Origin of the sequence: Bradyrhizobium sp. HKCCYLRH1034 (assembly GCF_051168375.1) — a bacterium.
Taxonomy (GTDB): Bacteria; Pseudomonadota; Alphaproteobacteria; order Rhizobiales; family Xanthobacteraceae; genus Bradyrhizobium.
This window is the reverse complement of record NZ_JBNPUW010000016.1, coordinates 38,156-57,072: the sequence shown is the minus strand read 5'-3', so window position 1 is coordinate 57,072 and position 18,917 is coordinate 38,156. Positions and strand designations below refer to the sequence as shown.

Genomic DNA, 18,917 nt, shown 5'->3' with positions numbered 1-18,917 from the left:
CTCACGCGCGCTCCATGATGAGGGTGGCACTGCCATGGCGTGAGCCGAGCAGGCCGCCGGTACCCTGGGCCAAGGCGAGACTGCAATCCGGCACCTGCACCTTCGGATGCGCTTCGCCGCGCAACTGGCGGACCGCCTCGATCACCTTGGTGATGCCGCCGCGATTGGCGGGATGGTTGTTGCAGAGGCCGCCGCCGTCGGTGTTGAAGGGAAGCTTGCCGACGCCGGAAATCAGATTGCCGTCGGTGACGAAACGCCCGCCCTTGCCTTTCTCGCAAAAGCCGAGATCTTCGATCTGCATCAGCACGGTGATTGTGAAGCTGTCGTAGATCGATGCATATCGAATTTCAGACGGCTTGATTCCAGCTTCCTCGAATGCGCGCGGGCCGGACCACGCCGCGCCCGAGAACGTCAGATCGACCTGCCCGTTGAGCTGGCCCTTGATCGCCTCGCCCGCGCCGAGAACGTTGACGACGGGCCGCTTGAGCGAGCGTGCGATCTCGGGGCGAACGACGACCAGCGCACCGCCACCGTCGCTGACGACGCAGCAGTCGAGCCGATGCAGGGGATCGGAGATCATCGGCGAAGCAAGCACGTCGTCGACGGTAACGGGCTCGCGCAGCATTGCGTTCGGATTGTGCTGGGCGTGGGCGGCGGCTGCGACCTTGATCCAGGCCAATTGCTCGCTGGTCGTGCCGTACTCATGCATGTGCCTGTTAGCGGCCAGGCCATACATGTTGACCGTCACTGGCGCATAAGGCGCCTCCCACGGCACATCCGGCGTGCCGGCGCCGACCAGCCTCGGCGCCACGCCGCTCGATCCCTCGCTGCGCGGCCGACCGGCGAGAGTGATCAGGGCGACGTTGCACTTGCCCAACGCAATGGCCTGGGCCGCATGGGAGACGTGAACCAGATAGGCGGACCCGCCGGTATCGGTGCTGTCCACATGGCGGGGCCGAAGCCCCAGATAGTCCGCCATGCTGTTCGCGCCCAGGCCCGGCGCATCGCCAGCGCAAAAGTAGCCGTCGACATCCTCGAGCCGCAGGCCGGCATCTTCCAGGGCACCACGCGCGCATTCAGCATGCAGCTGGGCCACGGTCTTTTCCGGCGCCTTTCGCGTCGGATGTTCATAAGCGCCTGCGATGCAGGCCTTGCGTCGAATGCTCATCGGCTCTCTCGCGATCACGTTCCTCCGTGGCCGCTTCTCTGCATCCGGCATCATTGACCACGATAGGGGTGGGTATATATCATTGGTTCAACCAAAGACCAATAGTAGATAGGGACAAGTCCCAAGGGGAGAGCTGCCGACCATGGTTGACTATGCAAAGACGCGCGCCTGGCGATCCGGCGACGTCCGGCACGCCTACACGGCACGAGACACCATTCTCTATGCGCTGGGTGTCGGGGCGGCGAGCGACCCGCTAGACGAGCGGCAGCTGCGCCTAGTGTACGAGAAGAATCTCGTTTCGCTTCCGACCATGGCGACAGTGCTGGCATCGCCGGGCGCCTGGATGCGGGACAATGCCGAGCTCGGCATTAATTTCGCAAAGATGGTGCATGGCGAGCAATCGGTGCAGATGTATGCCGCGCTTCCCCCAAGTGGCATTCTGGTCGGCAGGAGCCGCGTCGCTCGGCTGGTCGACAAAGGGGAGGGCAAGGGCGCCGTCATGCATGTCCAGAAGGAGCTATGGGATGAAGCCGCCAACCAGTTGGTGGCCGTCAGCGAACAGGTGCTATTCCTGCGTGGCGACGGCGGCTTCTCGCAAGGTTCGGACGACGACGAGCCCGCTCCTGCGCCTACGCCCGTTCCCGAGCGTGCGCCGGATCTGGTGATCACCCTGCCCACGCGCCCGGACCAGGCGGTGCTCTATCGACTGTCTGGCGATCTCAACCCGCTGCACATTGATCCCGCCTTTGCTGCAAAGGCCGGCTTCCCACGGCCGATCCTGCACGGACTTGCGACCTACGGATTTGCCTGCCGCGGCCTGGTTGAAGCGTTCTGCGACAGCGACGCGTCAAGGCTGAAAGCGATCCGCGCCCGCATGTCCGCGCCGGTCTTTCCAGGAGACATGATCCAGCTGGAATGCTGGCGTCTTGACGACCGCATCGCGTTCCAGGCACGCGTCCTCGAGCGAGAGGCGCTGGTGCTCAGCCATGGCTGGGCAATGGTCTGAATCGGCTGCGCAGATGCGCAAGAAGCAACCTTTACCAACGAACCCAAGGAATCGCGAATGACGAAGAACATGGTGTCGCTGCAAGGCCGGACGGTGGTCGTCACCGGCGCTGCACAGGGAATTGGCAAGGCAACGACCGAACTGGCCGTCGAGCTTGGAGCGAATGTCGTCGCCGTCGATCTCAATGCCGAAGCGCTCGGGACCGTCCTGGCTGCCCTGCCGGCGGACCGTGTGATGAAGGTCGTCGGCAGCGTCACCGACGCGGAGCTCGCCGCCAACACAGTTGCCGAGGCCGCCGGCCGGTTCGGCTCGGTAAACGGGCTGGTCAACAATGCCGGCATCATCCGGCCCGCGATGATCGAAAAGATGAGCATGCGTCAATGGCAGGAGGTCATCGACGTCCATCTCACTGGCGCCTTTCTCTGGCTTCAGGCCGTCGGGCGCCACCTCGTCGAGCGCGCCAAGGACGGCGACAGATCGGGCGGAGCCATCGTCAACGTTTCGTCGGACGCAGGACGAAAGGGCTCGGTTGGGCAGATCAACTATGCCGCCGCCAAGGCGGGTTTGCTCGGAATGACGATGACCGCGGCGCGCGAATGGGGCAAGTACAATATCAGGGCAAATTCGATCTGCTTTGGCGTGGTCGAAACGCCGATGACCGAGGTCGTTCGCGGCGAGAAATTCCGCGATGGCCTGCTGGCGCAGATCCCGCTGGCGCGCTGGGCGACGCCGTATGAGGTGGTCCAGACCGTCTGCTTCCTGCTCTCGGATGCAGCCTCATACACGACGGGCCAGCACATCGGAGTCAATGGCGGATTCCATATCAGTCTTTGATCCGCCTTCGTCCTCCCTCAAGCATCACGACTGTCGCGGTGCCGAAAAACGAAGGCCAAACTTGCGGTGGGGCGCGCACGAGACGCGCCCCACCGGCTCTTTTCTCTCAATCTGCCGTGATCAGTTCGCCGGAGAGCGTCCAGCTGGTCCCATCAAAAACGGCGATGCGCAGAGTCTTGAACGGCGCATAATCTTCGGTCGTGGTGCTGATGGTGATACCGGGCAGCATCATCGGCATGCGCTGGCCATGGAGCGATGTCGCCTGGCGAAGCAGGCTCTCACGGGTCAGATCATCGCCGCATGCCTTGAGCACAGCCGTCAACGTATTGACGTTCATGTAGGCGACGAGAACCGAATAATCGTCGGGGTTGACTGACGGCGCGTACTTCTTGAGGAACTTCTTGTAGGTCTTGACCTCGTCGTCCTCGGCCCAGGCCGGATCTCCCGGTTGCTTGAGAAACTGCGTGGTGACCAATCCACGCGAGGCCTCCAAGCCTGCCGGTTTCAACACCGTCTCGACAGAGGCAGTCGAGCCGCCAATGATGTGCAGCGGATGCCAATCCAGTTCATGGACCTTGCGGATCGATTGCGCCGCGGCCTTGGCTGAGGACTGCTCTATCAACGTGTCGACGCCGGCGGATTTCAACTGCACGATCTGAGAGTCGATGGTCGGGTCGGCGATTTCATACGAGACCTGGGCGATGATCAGACCGGCCTTCTCACCCAGTCCGGCGCGCAGACCTTTCAGGTAATCCTTTCCGAAGTCGTCATTCTGGTAGAGAACACCGATCTTGGCGTCCGGCTTGGTCTTGAGGATGTACTTGGCGATCGCCTGGCCTTCCGTCTCGAAGTCGGGATAGAGCGGAATGGTCCAGGGAAATTGCTTGGGATCGTTGAAGCGGCGCCCACCTGCGGTGATCAGGAGTTGCGGCACCTTCTTGGAGTTCAGATATTTCTGGATCGCGACGTTCGGCACCGTCCCGATCGTGCCGACCTCCGCCAGCACGCCGATATCCTCGATGAGCTTTCGGGATTGCTCGATGGCTTTCGGCGCACTGTAGGCGTTGTCGAGCTGGGTGAAGCTGATCTTGCGTCCGTTGATGCCGCCGCGCTCGTTGAGCATGTCGAAATAGCCCACCACCGCCCGTCCGGCCCCGGCGCCGAACGCGGAGGCCGGGCCGCTGAGCGGCGTCGACTGGCCGAGCTTGATTTCGGTGTCACTGACGCCGGGCCCATAGGCCTTCTGGGCATGTGCGCTCGCAAACGACAACAGCGCGGCGACGAAGATCGAACACGACAGAGCGGATCGACGGCTCACGGTATATCCTCCCAATTATGTTTTTCTGGTTTCTTGACTTATCGCAGGAGTTCACGGGCTATCACCAGACGCTGGATCTGGTTGGTGCCTTCGAAGATCTGGGTCAGCTTTGCGTCGCGCATCATCCGTTCGACGGGATAATCCATGGTGTAGCCATAGCCCCCGAAGATCTGCACCGCATCGGTCGTGACCTTCATCGCCATATCGCTGCCGAAGCATTTGGCCATGCTCGCAAGCAGGTTGAGGCGCTGCCAGTCGCCGTCATCTCCGGCGCGGGCGCATTCGTAGACCAGTGCACGCGCCGCCTCGATCTGCATTGCCATGTCGGCGAGAATGAACTGGACGCCCTGGAACTCGGAGATACTTCTCTTGAACTGTTTACGTTCCTTGGCGTAGGCGAGGCTGGCCTCGAACGCGCCTTGCGCCAGGCCAACGCATTGGGCGCCGATCGTCGGTCGATTGAGGTCGAGCGCGCGCATCGAGGCCTTGAAGCCTTTGCCTTCCTCGCCGACGAGGTTCTCGGCAGGGACGCGGACGTTATCCAGGAAGATCGGCGTGTTCGGCGCGCCGCGGAAACCCATCTTGCGCTCGTGGCGGCCGAAGCTGATGCCGGGCATCTTCTTCGGCTCGAGAATGAAGGCGCTGATGCCCTCTGAGCCGGGACTGTCGCTGGTGCGCGCCATCAGCACGATGTAGTCGGCGGCAACGCCATAGCTGCACCATTGTTTGCGGCCGTTGATGACGTAGCTGTCACCATCCTTGCGGGCTCGCGTATTGAGCGCCGAGACGTCCGAGCCTGCCTGCGGCTCGGAGATGGCGATCGCCGTGACGACACCGCCCCTGGCGATGATCGGCAAGAACCGCTTGCGCTGCTCTTCTGAGCCGAAGTGCAGCAGCGGCATGATGAACATGGTGTTGAGGCCGGCAATCGAGGCACATGCCGGCGAGACCTTCGAGATCTCCTCCCGCGCGATGCACATCATGGTGAGGTTGCCGTTGGGTCCGCCATACTGCTCGGGGACCCAGAGCTGCATCAGCCCCATGTCACCGAAGATCTTCACGATCTCCTCGGGGAAGCGGTCGGTCTCGTCGATCTCGGCCGCTATCGGCGCCACATGCTTGGCGACGACTTTCTGAATGCTGTCGCGAAAGGCGACCTGCTCCTCAGTGAAGCTCATGACAGCGCAATTCTCCTTGACTATCTCAATGGTTGGACCATTATAGATGCAGGATAGTGCATTGTCGAGGGGCGAAATACGCGGGGCTCCGCAACGCGAGTCTCGCGTGCAAGCTGCGGCGGTAGGGCAGGCCAATCCGGCAGAACAAAAGGCAGATGCAGTCGCGCCGGATTCATTCAGTGCAGGAGTGACGAGACTTGGCGGCGCATTCATCTCGCCGGGTTCAACTCCGGGCAGCCTTCACGTCCGGCGCCGGGCATTTTGCCCCGGTGCCGACCAGGCCTGCGGTGCTTGGGCATTCGCGCGCAGGCGTTCGAGAAAATGAGCGCGGCGAGGCGCCCAGGAGGTGATGTGTTGGGACTGCAGGAACTGTTGTCGATACCGTATCTCTTGCAGGCCGAGGCAACCGAGAGTGAGCCCGGCCAATGGCGGGTTCGTCTCGCTTACCCCGAGCTTCCCGGGTGCTGCGTCGAGAGCGCCGTGATCGAAGATGCTCTGCGAGAGCTCGAGCGCCGGCGTATGGAAATCATCCTTGGGCTGGTCGAGAGAGGCGAGGACCCGCCAGTCCCACGCGCGCCGCTCGCGGCTTCCGATCCGCTCTGGGCGGCACGCGAGCTTGGCCTCGAACAGCGTGTCGCTGCGCTCCTGAAGACTCTCGTGGAAACCAGCACCGCGCAATTGCCTACGGAGGAAGCGCATGCTCACGCACGAAGACAATGAGCGCCTCGTCAGGGTCGGAAAGGGGACTCCCCTCGGAGACCTGTTCCGGCTTTATTGGATTCCGTTCCTGCCCTCGACTGACCTCGCTGCCGACGGTCAGCCGAAGCGTATCCGGTTGCTTGGTGAGGACCTGGTTGCCTTCAGGGACACCGAAGGGCGGGTAGGCCTGGTCGACCAGGCATGCCCGCACCGCGGAGCGCCGATGGTGTTTGCGCGCAATGAAGATTGCGGGCTGCGCTGCGTCTATCACGGTTGGAAGTTCGACGTCACCGGCGCGGTGACAGACATGCCCGCCGAACCGGTTCGCAGTCGCCTCAAGGAGCGGGTACGCATCAAGGCCTACCCTTGCAAGGAGCGCAACGGGATGATTTGGGCCTACATGGGTCCCGAGCAGGTCGATCTTCCGCCGCTGCCCAACGTCGAATGGAATCTGGTGCCGCAGGATCAGGTGCATATCTCGCTGCGGGTCCAGGAATGCAATTGGCTACAGGCTGTCGAGGGCGAAATCGACTCGGCCCATGCGCCTTTGCTGCATGGACGTCTGGATTCCCAGGGTACCACCAGCGCCTGGATTCAAAAGCGCGATCTTCGCCCGACCTTCGAGTGCATCAAGCAAGACTTCGGAATGAGCATCGCCGCGCGGCGCCATTATGACGCCAACACCTTGTACTGGCGGGTCAACCAGTTCCTCCTGCCGTTCTATACGCTGGTGCCGCCCCTTTCTCCGTTCCCCGATCTGAGCGGGCACGCCTGGGTCCCGATCGACGACGAGAACACCCTCTGCATAATGTTCTCGTATCATCCTTCGAAGCCGTTGTTGCCGAAGACGCGGCAGGTCTTCGCGGAAGGTCACAACGGCCGCGAGAGCGGCCATGCCAGTCGTCATGCGCTGGTGCAGCAGCCGGTGACGGTTCCTTATGCCGGGTACTGGACCAGGTACAATCCGCAGAACGGTTTCCAGTTCGATTACGAAGCACAGCGGACCACGTGGTTCTCGGGCCTGCCCGGGCTCTGGGTGCAGGATGGCGCGTGCCAGAGCGGGGTATCGCCGATCTTCGATCGCACCAGGGAAAACCTCTGCTCCAGCGATACCGGCATTGCAATGACGCGGCGGTTCATCCTCGAAGCTCTGGGTGCGTACCGAGACAACGGCGTGAAGCCGAAGGGCGCCACCGATCCTGACGTCTTCATGGTCCGGGCGGTATCGCTCCGACTGCCGCCGGAAGAGCAGTGGGCCGACGTCGGTGCGCCCTTCATGAAAGCCAGGCTCGGGGCCGATTTCGGCTACGAGGTGTGAGGCGCCGCGATGCTGCAGCTGCGTGTGAAGCGGATCACCCCCGAAGCCGAGAACATCAACTCCTACGAGCTCGTTGCGCCTGATGATGCCGAGCTCCCGCCCTTCACCGCCGGCGCTCATATCGATCTGCAGCTCTCGAACGGCCTCATTCGATCCTACTCGCTGGTGAACGACCAGCGGGAGCGGCAGCGCTATGTGATCGCCGTCAACAGGGATCCGGCAAGTCGCGGCGGCTCGGCATTCGTCCATGATCGAATCCGCGCTGGAGACACGGTCACGGCATCCTGCCCGCGCAACAACTTCGCGCTTGTCGAGCACGCCGATCATTCGATCCTCATTGCAGGTGGGATCGGCATTACCCCGCTGCTGTCGATGGTTCGTCGTCTCGAGGCTATTGGACGACGATGGGAGCTGTTCTATGCCGCAAGATCGCGCCGAGCGGCGGCATTTCTCGACGAACTCGATACGGTTCGGCCTGACGTCCTGCATGTTGACTTCGACGACGAGCGGCCGGGCCGGGTGTTCGACGTTGCCGGCATCGTGGCGCGGGCGCCGGCGGACGCGCATCTCTATTGCTGCGGCCCAGCAGCGATGCTGGAGGCTTTCGAGACGGCAGCTGCCGAGCGGCCCGCCGATCTGGTGCATGTCGAATACTTCAAGGCCAAGCAAGCCGCCGCGGTGGGAGGCGGCTTCGAACTCCGCCTTGCCCGCAGCAATCGTACCATCTTGGTGGGTCCCGGAAAATCGATCCTCGATGCGCTCCTGGAGGCCGGGATCGCCGCGAACTTTTCCTGCATGGAAGGCGTCTGCGGTACCTGCGAGACGCGCGTCCTCGACGGCATACCTGACCACCGCGACCAGTTTCTCAGCACGGAAGAACAGGCGGCGAACAGGACGATGATGATCTGCTGCTCGGGCGCGAAATCGAAGACCCTGACCTTAGACCTCTAGATGTGCAAATAGGGAATGTGAACTCAACGCAGAGATTAGAGCGCACGCTGCGAGGCCGGGTCGCCGTTGTCGGCATCGGCGAGACTGAGTATTTCCGGCATGGGGCCTCGCCGGATCCGGAGTTCAAACTGGCACTCAAGGCGATCCTCGCTGCCTGCGAGGATGCCGGGATCGATCCGCGCGAGATCGACGGCTTCTCGTCCTATGGCGATGACCGCAGCGAAGCATCTCGCCTCGCGGCTGCGCTTGGCATCCATCAGCTTCGCAGCGCGACGATGCAATGGGGCGGCGGCGGCGGCGGCTGCTGCGCCGCTGTCGCCAACGCCGCGGCCGCGATCGTCGCCGGTCTTGCCGATTGCGTTGTCGTGTTCAGATCGCTGGCCCAGGGCCAGCACGGCCGCTTCGGCCAGTCCGGCAACGTCGACACGGTCTCGGGCGAGAGGGCCTACCTGATGCCGTATGGCGTGCTGGCTCCCCCGCAACGCTTTGCCATGCGCGTGCGCCGCTTCATGTACGAGCACGGCGTGCGCCAGGAGGCGCTGCGCGCGGTTGCGCTGGCGTCCTACCATCACGCGCAGGCCAATCCACGCGCGATCATGTACGGCAAGACGCTCGATCCTGAAAAGTACGATTCCTCGCGCTGGATCACGGAGCCGTTCCATCTCTACGATTGCTGCATGGAGAATGACGGTGCCGCTGCGGTCGTGCTCGTCGCGGCAGAGCGCGCCCGCGAGTTCCGGAGCAAGCCAGCGTACCTGTTGGGCGCTGCGGTCGGATCCGAATATCGTGCCGGAGCCGCACCGCATAACGCGCCCCATTATGCCGGTGCGAGCTTCGACACTGTCGCAGCCGATCTCTATCGCATGGCCGGTCTCGGCCCTGCGGACGTCGGTGTCGTTCAGAGTTATGAGAATTTCACGGGCGGCGTGATCATGGCGCTGGCGGAGCATGGATTTTTCGCGCCCGGGGAGGCGAACGACTTCCTGACGCCCGAAAACCTGCTCGCGCCTTCAGGGCGTCTTCCGCTCAACACCAGCGGCGGGAATCTCGCCGAATGTTACATGCATGGTTTCGAGTTGGTGCTGGAAGCCGTGCGCCAAGTGCGCGGCACGTCCGTGAACCCCGTCAAGCGCAATGACGTCGCAATGGTGATTGGCGGCCCGATGGTCACGCCTGTCAGCAATCTTCTCCTCGGCTCGGAGGCGACGCTGTGAGCGACTCGAAGAGATCCTTCTATCTTCCCGAGGGGCTGCCGATTCCGACGGCCGAACCGGACGGGCTCTCAGCACCCTACTGGGAGGGCTTGCGCCAGGGCCGGCTCCTCGTGCAGCGCTGCAGCAGATGTGAGACCTGGCAATTTGGTCCGGAGTGGATCTGTCATCGATGTCATGCCTTCGATCCCGACTGGGTCGAGATTGCCCCGCAAGGCCGCATCTTCAGCTGGGAGCGCGTCTGGCATCCCTCGCATCCGGCACTCCGGCAGCAAGGGCCGTATCTCGCAGTCCTGGTGGAAATGCCGCATGCAGGCGGAATCCGCATGGTCGGCAACCTCCTGGGCGAGGCCATGCAAGAGGTCACGATCGGAGCCGAGGTTTTCGGCTTCTTCGAGCATCACCCCAAAAGGGATCGGCCATACGCGCTGCTGCATTGGCGTCTCCGTTAGGCTTACCGCAGTAACGGCTTGTAAGGGCCCCTTGGGGGCCGAGTTCAGTGGCCACGCAAGGTTCTCTAGCGCCGACTTGCCGGCCGTAACGAGCGAGAGCGGGTCTGTTCAGCTGTGGTTCTACCCGCCATGGCAGGAGCCGGAGGTCGAGTTTGGAGCGCAACTTGACCGCATCCCCACCAACCTCGATCGCCTCATGAGTAGGACTGGATGAGATATCGTAGGCTTGCTTGGTGTGGGGAAAGGCGGTAGCGCCCCAGCGCATTGAACCCCCGACTGAGCGAGGAGCCGCTCAATCGCCACGTTCACCCGTCGGCGTCTCTATCGCCACCTTCCGTCTGCTGTTTTCCGACTTATGGCATCTCGGATGCTTAGGGGCGTGCTTGCGACGTTGCATATCGCTTCAACGAGCAGACGCACCGCTCGTCCTTCCCAACCTATTTGATCGATTGGGGCTTCCCAATACTCCGACAGAACGTAGGCCAAGTGACGGGCCTTCACGCTCAAGCCCGTCATCGTATAGGCGGGAGTCCCCATGATGGCTCGTTCAACGGGATCAAGGCGGGCCAGGAGGGCCTCATCCCGCGCCGTCAGGTACTCGTCGGACTGCATGAGGTTTTCACCGTCACGATCGAGTTCAGCTATCAACGCCAAGAACTGGTTTTCGAAGGCGACCAAAGGAGCGTCCAGGTCTCCGGTAGCTTCCTCGGGGCTGGTGCCTTCGGCGTGATCACGCATTTTTTCAGCTCGGTACACGGAAACCGATAATTTTACACGGTTAGCGTTTATATTCGCGGATGTCAACGCTTTTCGTGGCTGTTAAACGAAAATCGTGTTCCCATGAAATGGCGGTTGAATGACTCCCGATCAATCTCGGGCGGCTCGTGGTTTGCTCGACTGGTCTCAGGCTGAATTGGCTGCTCGGTCCAATTTGAGCGAGAGTACAATTCGTGATTTCGAAAAAGGCCGCCGGATTCCGTCGATCAACAATCTGGCGGCTGTCAGGCGCGCTCTTGAGGCCGCGGGCGTTCAATTCATCGACGGCGATCATCCTGGAGTTCGCTTGGTGCGATGACAGGCTGCTTCACGCGTTGGCACTCACCTACAGCTCAGGACGATTGCCACGCCACCACGGGTTGCCTCTGAAGCCAAGCCTGAATTAAGACGGCTGACGACTTCGGCTGCTTCGCTCTGAATCGTTCTCTAACCTGTTGAAGTTCAGAACCGGCGACTTCTTGTCACACGTCAAAATAGCCCAAGATCGCGGCTCCTAACTGTTGGGTCGCGGGCGCGCCGATCTGCAGCATGATTTCAGTAGAGTGACTATCTCCATCCTCCATCCCGCGGGTGAGGAGCGATCTTCGGGCCGCTTTAATTCGGATAATCCAGAAAAGCTATTTCAGTTCAATCGCGCCTGGAGCTAACTTTTGTCCGAACGCGTCTTGAAAGTATTCAACTGTCGAAACCCTTCCAAGCTGGCGCTCTCGCGCAGGTTTCGTCAATCGGCGATATCACTATGGGCCACATATGGTAGCTATGGTCGCGCGGCTCGAGGATGCTGGAGCTGGTGAGTCATGCCATCGATGGCTGACCGATGTAGGAGCGTCTCGGTCGCGCCTTCGAAATGCGCGCGCCCGCGCGCGGCTCGCTTTCAACCTGGACAGTATCAAAATATGTCCGCTGATTGGGGCAGACCAGAAGGGGCGGGCCGGCGATCGGCACGACGCGAATAGCCCTAAACCGACATTGGCCGGGTCCCAAGGCCCGGCCAATTCCAATGCCCTAGCCAACGGCTCATGCTTTTCGGTCCCTGTAACCGAGGAGTGTGACATGCAAGATCAAGAGAACGCTGCCCCGACGATCCGCACGCGAGCGCCTTGGAATAAGGGTAAGCTGACGGGAGCCAAGCCTCCGCTGCGGTCCAGATGCAGACGTGACGCTAGTGTGCTGCCCTAGGGCTGCTCTGTCCTGCGGACCGTCGCCGGCTTTCTCAGTTAGCCAACAACGGCGATTTCTTCATTCGTCGCTTTCGACGCGGCGCGCACGTCGTCTGCGGTCATCGCGCCGAGCTTGGCGAGTTCGGTAAGACAGTAGGCATTCAAGCCCTTGAGCGCGGACCCTTGCATCGACAGCCTTCCGCGCACGACGTGAAACCTGCCCGAGGCCAGATAATCGCGGACGACATTCATCATCATAAACAGCGCGAGAACGCGCGGCGGCTTCCCGTCGTTCACTTCGCGTCCGATGTTCTTTGACCAACCAAGAACGTCGCGCTCGACTTTCGGCATGATGATGTCGAGCGCGATGCGTCCGCCTAGCTCGCGTTTGGGGTCGCTCGAAATCAGATGGCATTCGCGCGCCAGCGCCGACAGCACAAGCTTCACTTCAACCGGAGCCATGAGCTTCCGAATAAAGATCGGAGGTTGCATAGAACAACCATTGCACAATGTGGTATGGTGCGCAATCTCGACGGGAGGGGAAGCAACATGAGGTTCGTGGTCGGACAGATTTTCGAAGGGACTACAGACACCACCATGCGCGCCGAAGTGCTGGAGGTCTGGAACGACGGACGCGACGCCAAGCTCAACCTACTAACCCACGATCACAGCACATTCGAACTCAACGCTGGCGCGGTGATGGCTGGTCATCAGCATTGGCGCTTGGTCCCCTGAGTTTTCCCCTTGACGCTGGCAACCATCCGTATGTGACTCGCGCCCGCACTCGACGGGCAAGCGCCCAGCGGGGCAAAAGGAGGGTTATTCTTATGAAGACTGCTCATGAGTTGTTGGTTGAAATAAATTTCTTTGCTTTGACCGTTGCCCCGACCATGCCTACCGACGGTCTGTTCGGTTGTTCGACAGAAGTCGAGACGAGCGACGCGAGCCTACCGAATTGGACGTTTCGCTGGCGCAAGCTTCCAGAGAACGACCATGATCTCAGCTTGAAACTGACCGAACTTAAGGAAACTAATCGACGTATCGATTGGAGCGGGGCATCTCGCGAGATCCCTGCGGGAGCAAACAAGCAGATTTGAAGACATTGAACGGAGGCAAGTTCGATGGTCAATTATGTGCCGACAAAGGCCGTGCGTATTATAGCTGCCATGGCGGCTTTCAGCATCGCGCATCGTGCGAATGCCGCCGACACAGTGCAGACACTCGACGCGAAGATCGCCGACGCCCAGCGTGCGGCGGCGGAGGCTAAGAAGGCGGCCGACAGCATTTGCTTCGATGCGGGCAAAGAGATGGGGCAGCGTGATTTAGGTCAGCCCAACGACGCCAGCGCGAAATTCAAGAAATGCACCGACGCCATGCAGACTAGCAGCGACGCGATTGGGTTGATCGGGTTCTTGCAAGAGCAGCGCTCGCATCTGACGGGCGAACCGCCCGCTACCCGCTACGCGTGTAGCGGTGAGCCCAGTCTCGGCGCGCCGCATCCCGACGCGAACGGCCATTACACGGTGTGCCCGAAAGGCCCGGATGACCACAGCTACAAATTTTGGATCATCACGCAAGTACGCATGCAGGCGGGCAACGCCAAGGAAACGTGGAGCGACGGCGGGATCATATCGTTGCGGCGCTACAGTAGCGAAGCCGAGTGCCGCGCGGGCATCGCTCGATATGAAGACTACCCTTCCAAGGTCCCCTACAACCTCAAGGATAGCGTCTTGGTCGGCGATGTGTGCGTCCAAGTGTTCATCGCGGACGTGCGCGAGTTGCAGTAACGCGACCTAGCATGCGCCCGGCCGGAGAGCGGGCGAAAGCATCCTTGGCGATCTCCAGCGCAATGGCCAAGGCTGGCTGACTCTTTACGGATTCGGCCTGAGCTTCGCGCAACTCTCGGCGGAGCCTGTCAGCCGAAAGCGTTGCGTAAAGCAGTCGCGTCCATCTTCATCCGCCGTGGTGCCCGTCCCAGCGCCTCGGTTCCATCCAAGTTAAGTGCTTTTTCGATTTCGATAGGCCCGAATTGGGTCATTCACGACGTAATCCGGCCGCCCCGTCAAGTCAGCAATTCACCCTGGACGGACCACGCAGGAGGCAGGCTTGAGACTTCGGTTGTTGAAGCATCAACGGACCTAGCTGAGATAATGGCTGGGAAACCTTAAGCCGCAGCACGATCTTCCTGGTCCGTGCCAGGCTTTACGACTTTCGGCGTGCCATTGGACACCCGGCGGCTGCGGTGCCTTGGGCTCGTCCCATGGTCCGTGCATCCAAACGTCCCACTCTTCCTCGATGGTCAGGATCATGGGCATTGCCGTGTGCTTACTCCGCTCGATGTCACCCAGCATTCCGGGATGATGTCGCCTGAGGTGCCGAGATGCGAGAACTCGCGCGTCGAACGACAAAGCCGGGTCCGTCAACAGCACGTCAACAGTAAATGGCGCTTTGTTCGAGTCTCGTTCACGCTCCGTTTTGGGCTCTACTGGCCTTTTCGCTTTGATTTCACGCGAGAAATTGTGTCCCGGACTACCTTGACATGGTGGGGGTCACAGGTTCGATCCCTGTCGTACCCACCATCGAGTGCTGCGTGTGATTTACCGTAATAGTGATCGCAGTACTGAAGGGGGTGTCGCTCCGCTCGTTTCCCCGGTTGGCAGCTTGAGAGGGAGGCGGGCGGTCCATCGGGTCGGAGCAGCTATTTGAACTTCTCCGGCCAAAGCCCTGGTGCGATCGACTAGCTCTGCCGGGAGCTGCCAATGCTGTTGACGGGCGCAGATGTCGTTGCAGCGAATTGCTCAGGCGCAAGCCGAAGCTGGCCACCGGTTGACCACCGAAACCCCGTGAACGAACGGCGATAAAGGCCGTCAATCGTGAGCAAACTTCATTGTTTTCGTTGATCTTTTCGCATGCTACTTACGTTCGGGACGCAGGGGTCGCAGGTTCGAATCCTGCCGCTCCGACCATTTTTTCAGGCGCCTAGCTTTTCATCTCCCGAGAAGCGCAACGAAATCACACGGCGCCACCCTGCACCATCCGGCTATTCGTGAGCATTTCGCCGCGGCAGACGACAGCGCTTCATCAAGCGTCCAATTCCTTCAGCTTCCGGTAAAGCGTGCGCAGGCTGATGCCGAGGGATTCTGCAAGCGATTCTCGATTGCCGCGATGCGTCAACAGGGCGGTCCGAAGCGCTCGCGCCTCGCGCTCCTTCGATGACGGCGGGTTCTCACCGTCAGCAGGCGCCAGCTTTGTTGCGGTTCGCTGCACCCGGTCGCGTCCCTCAATGTCCGGCGATCGCAGCGTCAGAGCACGCTCGATCGTCGCGGCTGAGATGACATCGTCATCGCAGAGCAGGGCCGCGCGCTCCAACACGTTGCGCAACTCGCGAACATTGCCCGGCAAGGCGTCGCCCTCGAGCCGCTCGGGTGCCGGCTGGGACAAGGTGAGCCTTCGCTCCGGCGCCACGCGGGCAAGCAGCGCTGCGGCGAGAAGCGGTAGATCAGCGGCGCGCTCGCGCAATGCCGGCAGAAGGATCGGAAAGGTCGACAGTCGGTCGTAGAGATCGTTTCTCGACAATGCGCGACGCATGCGCGCGATCAATTCCGGGGACCAGCAGAGCGCGATCAGGAAGGCCGGTGCGCGACCATTCCGATCAGCGCAGAGCGGCCGTGATGGCCGCTGCCTTCGCTGAGCTCCGTCTCGTATTCGCGCAGTTCGATGATCTCCAACTCACGGAACGCCTCTCGGAGCATGGTTTCCGTATAGAGGTGCGAGAGGGCGGAAGGGCCGCCCGTCTTGTACTCCAACTGCTTGGGCGTATAGCCCTGCAGGATCAGCGTCCCGCCCGGCTTCAGGCTTGCGATCATGCGCGCGAACAGCCGTTTCCTCAGATCCGGGGCGGCGAACTGCACAAAAATCGCCGCGATGCCGTCATACGCCGCGCTTGGCCACGCGAAGCCGTCGCAATCGGCAAGCTGGTAGTTCACGCTGACTCCGGCTGACGCGGCAAGTTTGCTTGCTTTCGCCAGACCTACCTCCGAGATGTCGAAGGCGTCGACCTGAAATCCCTGCCGGGCGAGCCAGACGCTGTTGCGGCCTTCTCCGTCGGCGACGCAGAGAATGCGACTGCGGTACGGGAACGTGCCGACATGGCGGCGCAGCCATTGATTGGGTTCGGTTCCGAAAACGAAATCATCGCCTTCGAATCGTCGGTTCCAGCGGCCGGCGCCGGTGTCTGGCGGTACGTTCGTGACCATCGGCGGTCCCACTTTGAAGATGACAAGCGTGTTGCTGGCAGCCGCAAGGAGCTTGCGAGCTCCTCGGTATCAGCCTGCGAACCCTTGATCGCAAGTTAGGTGAACTGGAAGCCGGATCGTAGTTCATCAGCCCGTCAGACGCGGCAGGCGCGTGAGCAGGGGACGATCGCGCCGGCGGCTCGATACCGTCTCGCACGAACCGCGCTGGCACAGGCTCGACCGCCTGTTTGTTATCGTCTCGCCAAAGTGATAGCAACACGGGGCGGCCTTGCGGCATGGCGCCGTGGCCGCCGATGTAACGGACCGAATTGGTCGATTGAGGAATATGCGGACGAATATGGCAACCAAGCGCGCACGCAGCAGGTCTTCGCTCGAGCCTGACGCGTTGCTCGAGAAGGCTCACAAGGCAAGCGAATTCCTCAAGGCGCTGTCGCACGAAGCGCGGCTTGCCATTCTGTGTCTGCTGCTTGACGGAGAGAAGTCCGTCAGCAGCATTGAGGATTCGCTGCAGCTCCGCCAGCCGACGGTGTCGCAGCAACTTGCCCGGCTGCGCGCGGACGATCTCGTCAAGGTGCGCCGGGACGGCAGGAACGTGTATTATTCGGTCTCGCGGCCGGAAGTGATCGAGGTCATGTCCGCTCTCTATCGCGCTTTCTGCTAGGTGGTGCTGATGGAGTCTCGCTGCCCGCGGAGATCGTCCGTCAGGCGGAGCCGGGGACGGCGGCGACTGTGTTTCCTGCGGTCACTCGATCGATGAACCCGGCTGCCGCGGCTATCACCGCGGAGGTCGCCTGTTGGTGGGGCGCATGTCCACAGCCTTCCAGCACGCAGGTCTCGATCCGGGCTGGCACGAGGGCGCGGAGCGTCTCAAGCTGAATATGCGTGAAGAACTCGTCTTCGCTGCCCTGAACAGCCAGCACCGGGGCGCGAACCCGTCCAACGTAGGGCTTGATCCCCCAGTCGCGCGCTTCTTCCCCAGTCCAAGCATCGACCAGCCGGCCAAAAAGATGATCGGTTCTGCTGCCATGATACCGTGCGAGCCGCGCCCTCAGGTCGCCGTGCTCGAAGTCCCTGATCTGGGCTGCGATGCCGTCAACCGTCCGCTGTTCGCGGAAGAGGTGAGGGGCGATCGCGACGACCCCGCTGACCTCATCGGGAAACGCGCCGGCAAACGTCAACGCGATCGCAGCACCGTCGGAGTGTCCGACCAGGATCGGGCGCCGCGCTCCGGTCGTCCGTAGCACTTCGGGCAGGGCATCCAGAGCCTCGGCGAGCAGATATTGCCGCGAATGGGGCGGCTCGAGCGGCTCCGAGTCACCCGAGCCCCAGCGGTCGAACACCAGGACGGAGCAGCCGGTCGCGGCCGCAAGCCGCTCGGGAAAATCGCGCCAGAGCCGGGCGCAGCCCAAGGCGTCATGCAGCAGGACGATCGGCGGACGTTCCGGTCGCGTCGCCACGAGCCAATGGCCGCGAAGCCTCCGGCCGGCCGCAACGAAGCTCAGCTGCCGCGCCGCCGCGACGACCACGTCGCGAATGTCCGACGGGCCGAGATTGACGAAGTCGGCCGACGTGCGCGAGAAGAAGTCCTCAACGAGGGATCCGGCATCGGCCAGTTCGGCGCCGCGCAGCGCCGCCTCGAGATCAAAGATGACGCGTGGCGGTGTGACGAAGAAATCGCCCGTGATCAGGGCTTCGCGAATTCGCCTGCGGTCTGGCCCCTCGAGGCGGATATCGGCGCGCAGGCTGCCGCCGCGCCGCGTCAGAGTGGCACTGACCAGCGAGCTGTCCACCTCGGGAGCGTCGACCATCTCGACGAAGTCGTCGCGGCCGATCTCGTCGCGATACAACTGGTCGGCGAGCTCTTCTTCGTGCATCGACGCCTGGCCCCATTGCGGAACAATGCCGAGGCCTTCCGCCAGGCCGTCGAGCAAGCCTCGCTGGATGGTGGCCAGATCAGGGAGCTTGTCGCCGAGGATCTCGCGCATGCTGACGACGCGCTGGTGGGCCGAGGCGAGGTCGCGCTTGGCGAGCTTTTCCACCGGCACTTTGAGCGCAGCGATCATCTGCTCGGGGTCGAAGTCGATCAGCAGTGTTCCCTGGTAGAACAGAGTATCGCCGTCAAAGAAGCCGCCGGTGCCGCTGATCTTGCGGCCGTCGACGTCGATGTCGTTGCGCGGGCGGTAGCGCGCGGGGACGCCGAGCTTGTTGAGCCCGAGTGCGACGCTTTCGCAGATCCGGCGTGTCGTTTCGGTGAGATTCATGGCGCCGAGGCTGGAGCGGCCGAACACGAGCTCCCATCCGATCTGACCCTCGTCGAGATAAAGACCTCCGCCTCCCGTGATCCGCCGGCCGATCTCGATTCCCTTGCTCCGGCAATAGTCGAGCCGGACCTCATGGCTCAGGATCTGATGGATTCCGACCAGCGCCGACGGACGAAACCGCAGGAAGCGGATGGTATCGGGAATCCGCCGTGCCTTGTGAGCGTCGATGAGCGCCTGGTCGAAGGCGATATTGGCGCGTCCGCCCCGAATCCCGGTGTCGATGACCCGAAATGACTTGGCGCTGCTGGCCATCGCATCTTCCTCCCGG

20 protein-coding genes and 1 pseudogene are annotated in these 18,917 nt (G+C 62.0%); 12 read left to right on the top strand and 9 right to left on the bottom strand.

Features of this window, described 5'->3' with window-relative positions; genetic code table 11:
• Nucleotide 1: 1 nt before the first annotated feature.
• Nucleotides 2–1,168 (bottom strand): thiolase domain-containing protein, encoded by a 1,167-nt coding sequence (locus ACQR0W_RS29140; protein ID WP_434840805.1) that lies wholly within the window; start codon nt 1,166–1,168, stop codon nt 2–4.
• A 142-nt stretch (nt 1,169–1,310) separates the two neighbouring features.
• Here ACQR0W_RS29140 and ACQR0W_RS29135 point away from each other — a divergent pair, with 142 nt between their 5' ends.
• Entirely contained in the window at nt 1,311–2,174 is an 864-nt protein-coding gene (locus tag ACQR0W_RS29135; protein ID WP_434840806.1) for a MaoC/PaaZ C-terminal domain-containing protein, read from the top strand.
• Between the two features lie 57 nt (nt 2,175–2,231).
• Entirely contained in the window at nt 2,232–3,008 is a 777-nt protein-coding gene (locus tag ACQR0W_RS29130; protein WP_434840807.1) for an SDR family NAD(P)-dependent oxidoreductase, read from the top strand.
• 106 nt (nt 3,009–3,114) lie between these two features.
• On the opposite strand, the gene ACQR0W_RS29125 is transcribed toward ACQR0W_RS29130, so the two are convergent.
• From ACQR0W_RS29125 to ACQR0W_RS29115, 3 genes are all read right to left on the bottom strand, one after another.
• The gene (locus ACQR0W_RS29125; RefSeq protein ID WP_434840808.1) at nt 3,115–4,326 is read right to left on the bottom strand and encodes an ABC transporter substrate-binding protein; all 1,212 of its coding nucleotides are present in this window, start codon (nt 4,324–4,326) and stop codon (nt 3,115–3,117) included.
• 38 nt (nt 4,327–4,364) lie between these two features.
• Nucleotides 4,365–5,504, bottom strand: a complete 1,140-nt coding sequence (locus ACQR0W_RS29120) for an acyl-CoA dehydrogenase family protein (RefSeq protein WP_434840809.1) — start codon at nt 5,502–5,504, stop codon at nt 4,365–4,367.
• A 240-nt stretch (nt 5,505–5,744) separates the two neighbouring features.
• Nucleotides 5,745–6,203 carry a hypothetical protein gene (locus ACQR0W_RS29115; protein ID WP_434840810.1) on the bottom strand — a complete coding sequence of 153 codons (459 nt, stop codon included), beginning with the start codon at nt 6,201–6,203 and terminating at the stop codon, nt 5,745–5,747.
• On the opposite strand from ACQR0W_RS29115, the gene ACQR0W_RS29110 reads away from it, so the two are divergent.
• The 4 genes from ACQR0W_RS29110 to ACQR0W_RS29095 are packed head-to-tail and all read left to right on the top strand — an operon-like array spanning nt 6,202 to nt 10,135.
• Nucleotides 6,202–7,521, top strand: a complete 1,320-nt coding sequence (locus ACQR0W_RS29110; protein WP_434840811.1) for a Rieske 2Fe-2S domain-containing protein — start codon at nt 6,202–6,204, stop codon at nt 7,519–7,521. The two genes, ACQR0W_RS29115 and ACQR0W_RS29110, sit on opposite strands and share 2 nt — an antisense overlap.
• 9 nt (nt 7,522–7,530) lie before the next feature.
• Entirely contained in the window at nt 7,531–8,472 is a 942-nt protein-coding gene (locus ACQR0W_RS29105) for a PDR/VanB family oxidoreductase (RefSeq protein WP_434840812.1), read from the top strand.
• 17 nt (nt 8,473–8,489) lie between these two features.
• Nucleotides 8,490–9,686, top strand: coding sequence for a thiolase C-terminal domain-containing protein (locus tag ACQR0W_RS29100; RefSeq protein WP_434840813.1), 1,197 nt, complete (start codon nt 8,490–8,492; stop codon nt 9,684–9,686).
• Nucleotides 9,683–10,135, top strand: coding sequence for a Zn-ribbon domain-containing OB-fold protein (locus ACQR0W_RS29095; protein WP_434840814.1), 453 nt, complete (start codon nt 9,683–9,685; stop codon nt 10,133–10,135). The genes ACQR0W_RS29100 and ACQR0W_RS29095 overlap by 4 nt, the downstream gene beginning before the upstream one ends.
• Nucleotides 10,136–10,456: 321 nt before the next feature.
• Here ACQR0W_RS29095 and ACQR0W_RS29090 read toward each other — a convergent pair whose 3' ends face one another.
• Nucleotides 10,457–10,873 carry a hypothetical protein gene (locus tag ACQR0W_RS29090; protein WP_434840815.1) on the bottom strand — a complete coding sequence of 139 codons (417 nt, stop codon included), beginning with the start codon at nt 10,871–10,873 and terminating at the stop codon, nt 10,457–10,459.
• Between the two features lie 118 nt (nt 10,874–10,991).
• Here ACQR0W_RS29090 and ACQR0W_RS29085 point away from each other — a divergent pair, with 118 nt between their 5' ends.
• Nucleotides 10,992–11,210, top strand: coding sequence for a helix-turn-helix domain-containing protein (locus tag ACQR0W_RS29085; RefSeq protein WP_042340407.1), 219 nt, complete (start codon nt 10,992–10,994; stop codon nt 11,208–11,210).
• 919 nt (nt 11,211–12,129) lie between these two features.
• On the opposite strand, the gene ACQR0W_RS29080 is transcribed toward ACQR0W_RS29085, so the two are convergent.
• Nucleotides 12,130–12,534, bottom strand: a complete 405-nt coding sequence (locus tag ACQR0W_RS29080; RefSeq protein WP_434840816.1) for a hypothetical protein — start codon at nt 12,532–12,534, stop codon at nt 12,130–12,132.
• Between the two features lie 87 nt (nt 12,535–12,621).
• Between ACQR0W_RS29080 and ACQR0W_RS29075 the strand changes: the two genes are divergently transcribed.
• From ACQR0W_RS29075 to ACQR0W_RS29065, 3 genes are all read left to right on the top strand, one after another.
• Nucleotides 12,622–12,807: a hypothetical protein gene (locus ACQR0W_RS29075; RefSeq protein ID WP_434840817.1), complete on the top strand. Its 186-nt coding sequence runs from the start codon at nt 12,622–12,624 to the stop codon at nt 12,805–12,807.
• 92 nt (nt 12,808–12,899) lie between these two features.
• Nucleotides 12,900–13,169: a hypothetical protein gene (locus tag ACQR0W_RS29070; RefSeq protein ID WP_434840818.1), complete on the top strand. Its 270-nt coding sequence runs from the start codon at nt 12,900–12,902 to the stop codon at nt 13,167–13,169.
• Between the two features lie 24 nt (nt 13,170–13,193).
• Nucleotides 13,194–13,859 (top strand): hypothetical protein, encoded by a 666-nt coding sequence (locus ACQR0W_RS29065; RefSeq protein ID WP_434840819.1) that lies wholly within the window; start codon nt 13,194–13,196, stop codon nt 13,857–13,859.
• A gap of 1,294 nt (nt 13,860–15,153) precedes the next feature.
• Here ACQR0W_RS29065 and ACQR0W_RS29060 read toward each other — a convergent pair.
• Both ACQR0W_RS29060 and ACQR0W_RS29055 read right to left on the bottom strand, forming a co-directional pair.
• Entirely contained in the window at nt 15,154–15,660 is a 507-nt protein-coding gene (locus ACQR0W_RS29060; protein ID WP_316171969.1) for a helix-turn-helix domain-containing protein, read from the bottom strand.
• Between the two features lie 35 nt (nt 15,661–15,695).
• Nucleotides 15,696–16,328 carry a class I SAM-dependent methyltransferase gene (locus ACQR0W_RS29055; protein WP_316171968.1) on the bottom strand — a complete coding sequence of 211 codons (633 nt, stop codon included), beginning with the start codon at nt 16,326–16,328 and terminating at the stop codon, nt 15,696–15,698.
• A gap of 47 nt (nt 16,329–16,375) precedes the next feature.
• On the opposite strand from ACQR0W_RS29055, the pseudogene ACQR0W_RS29050 reads away from it, so the two are divergent.
• A pseudogene (locus ACQR0W_RS29050) lies at nt 16,376–16,450 on the top strand (helix-turn-helix domain-containing protein); the annotation flags it as partial.
• Between the two features lie 215 nt (nt 16,451–16,665).
• Nucleotides 16,666–16,989 (top strand): ArsR/SmtB family transcription factor, encoded by a 324-nt coding sequence (locus ACQR0W_RS29045; protein WP_315715794.1) that lies wholly within the window; start codon nt 16,666–16,668, stop codon nt 16,987–16,989.
• 40 nt (nt 16,990–17,029) lie between these two features.
• Here the strand turns inward: ACQR0W_RS29045 and ACQR0W_RS29040 are convergent, their stop codons facing one another.
• A complete protein-coding gene (locus ACQR0W_RS29040; protein WP_316187351.1) occupies nt 17,030–18,901 on the bottom strand; it encodes an alpha/beta fold hydrolase in 1,872 nt (623 codons plus the stop codon).
• Nucleotides 18,902–18,917 lie beyond the last annotated feature (16 nt).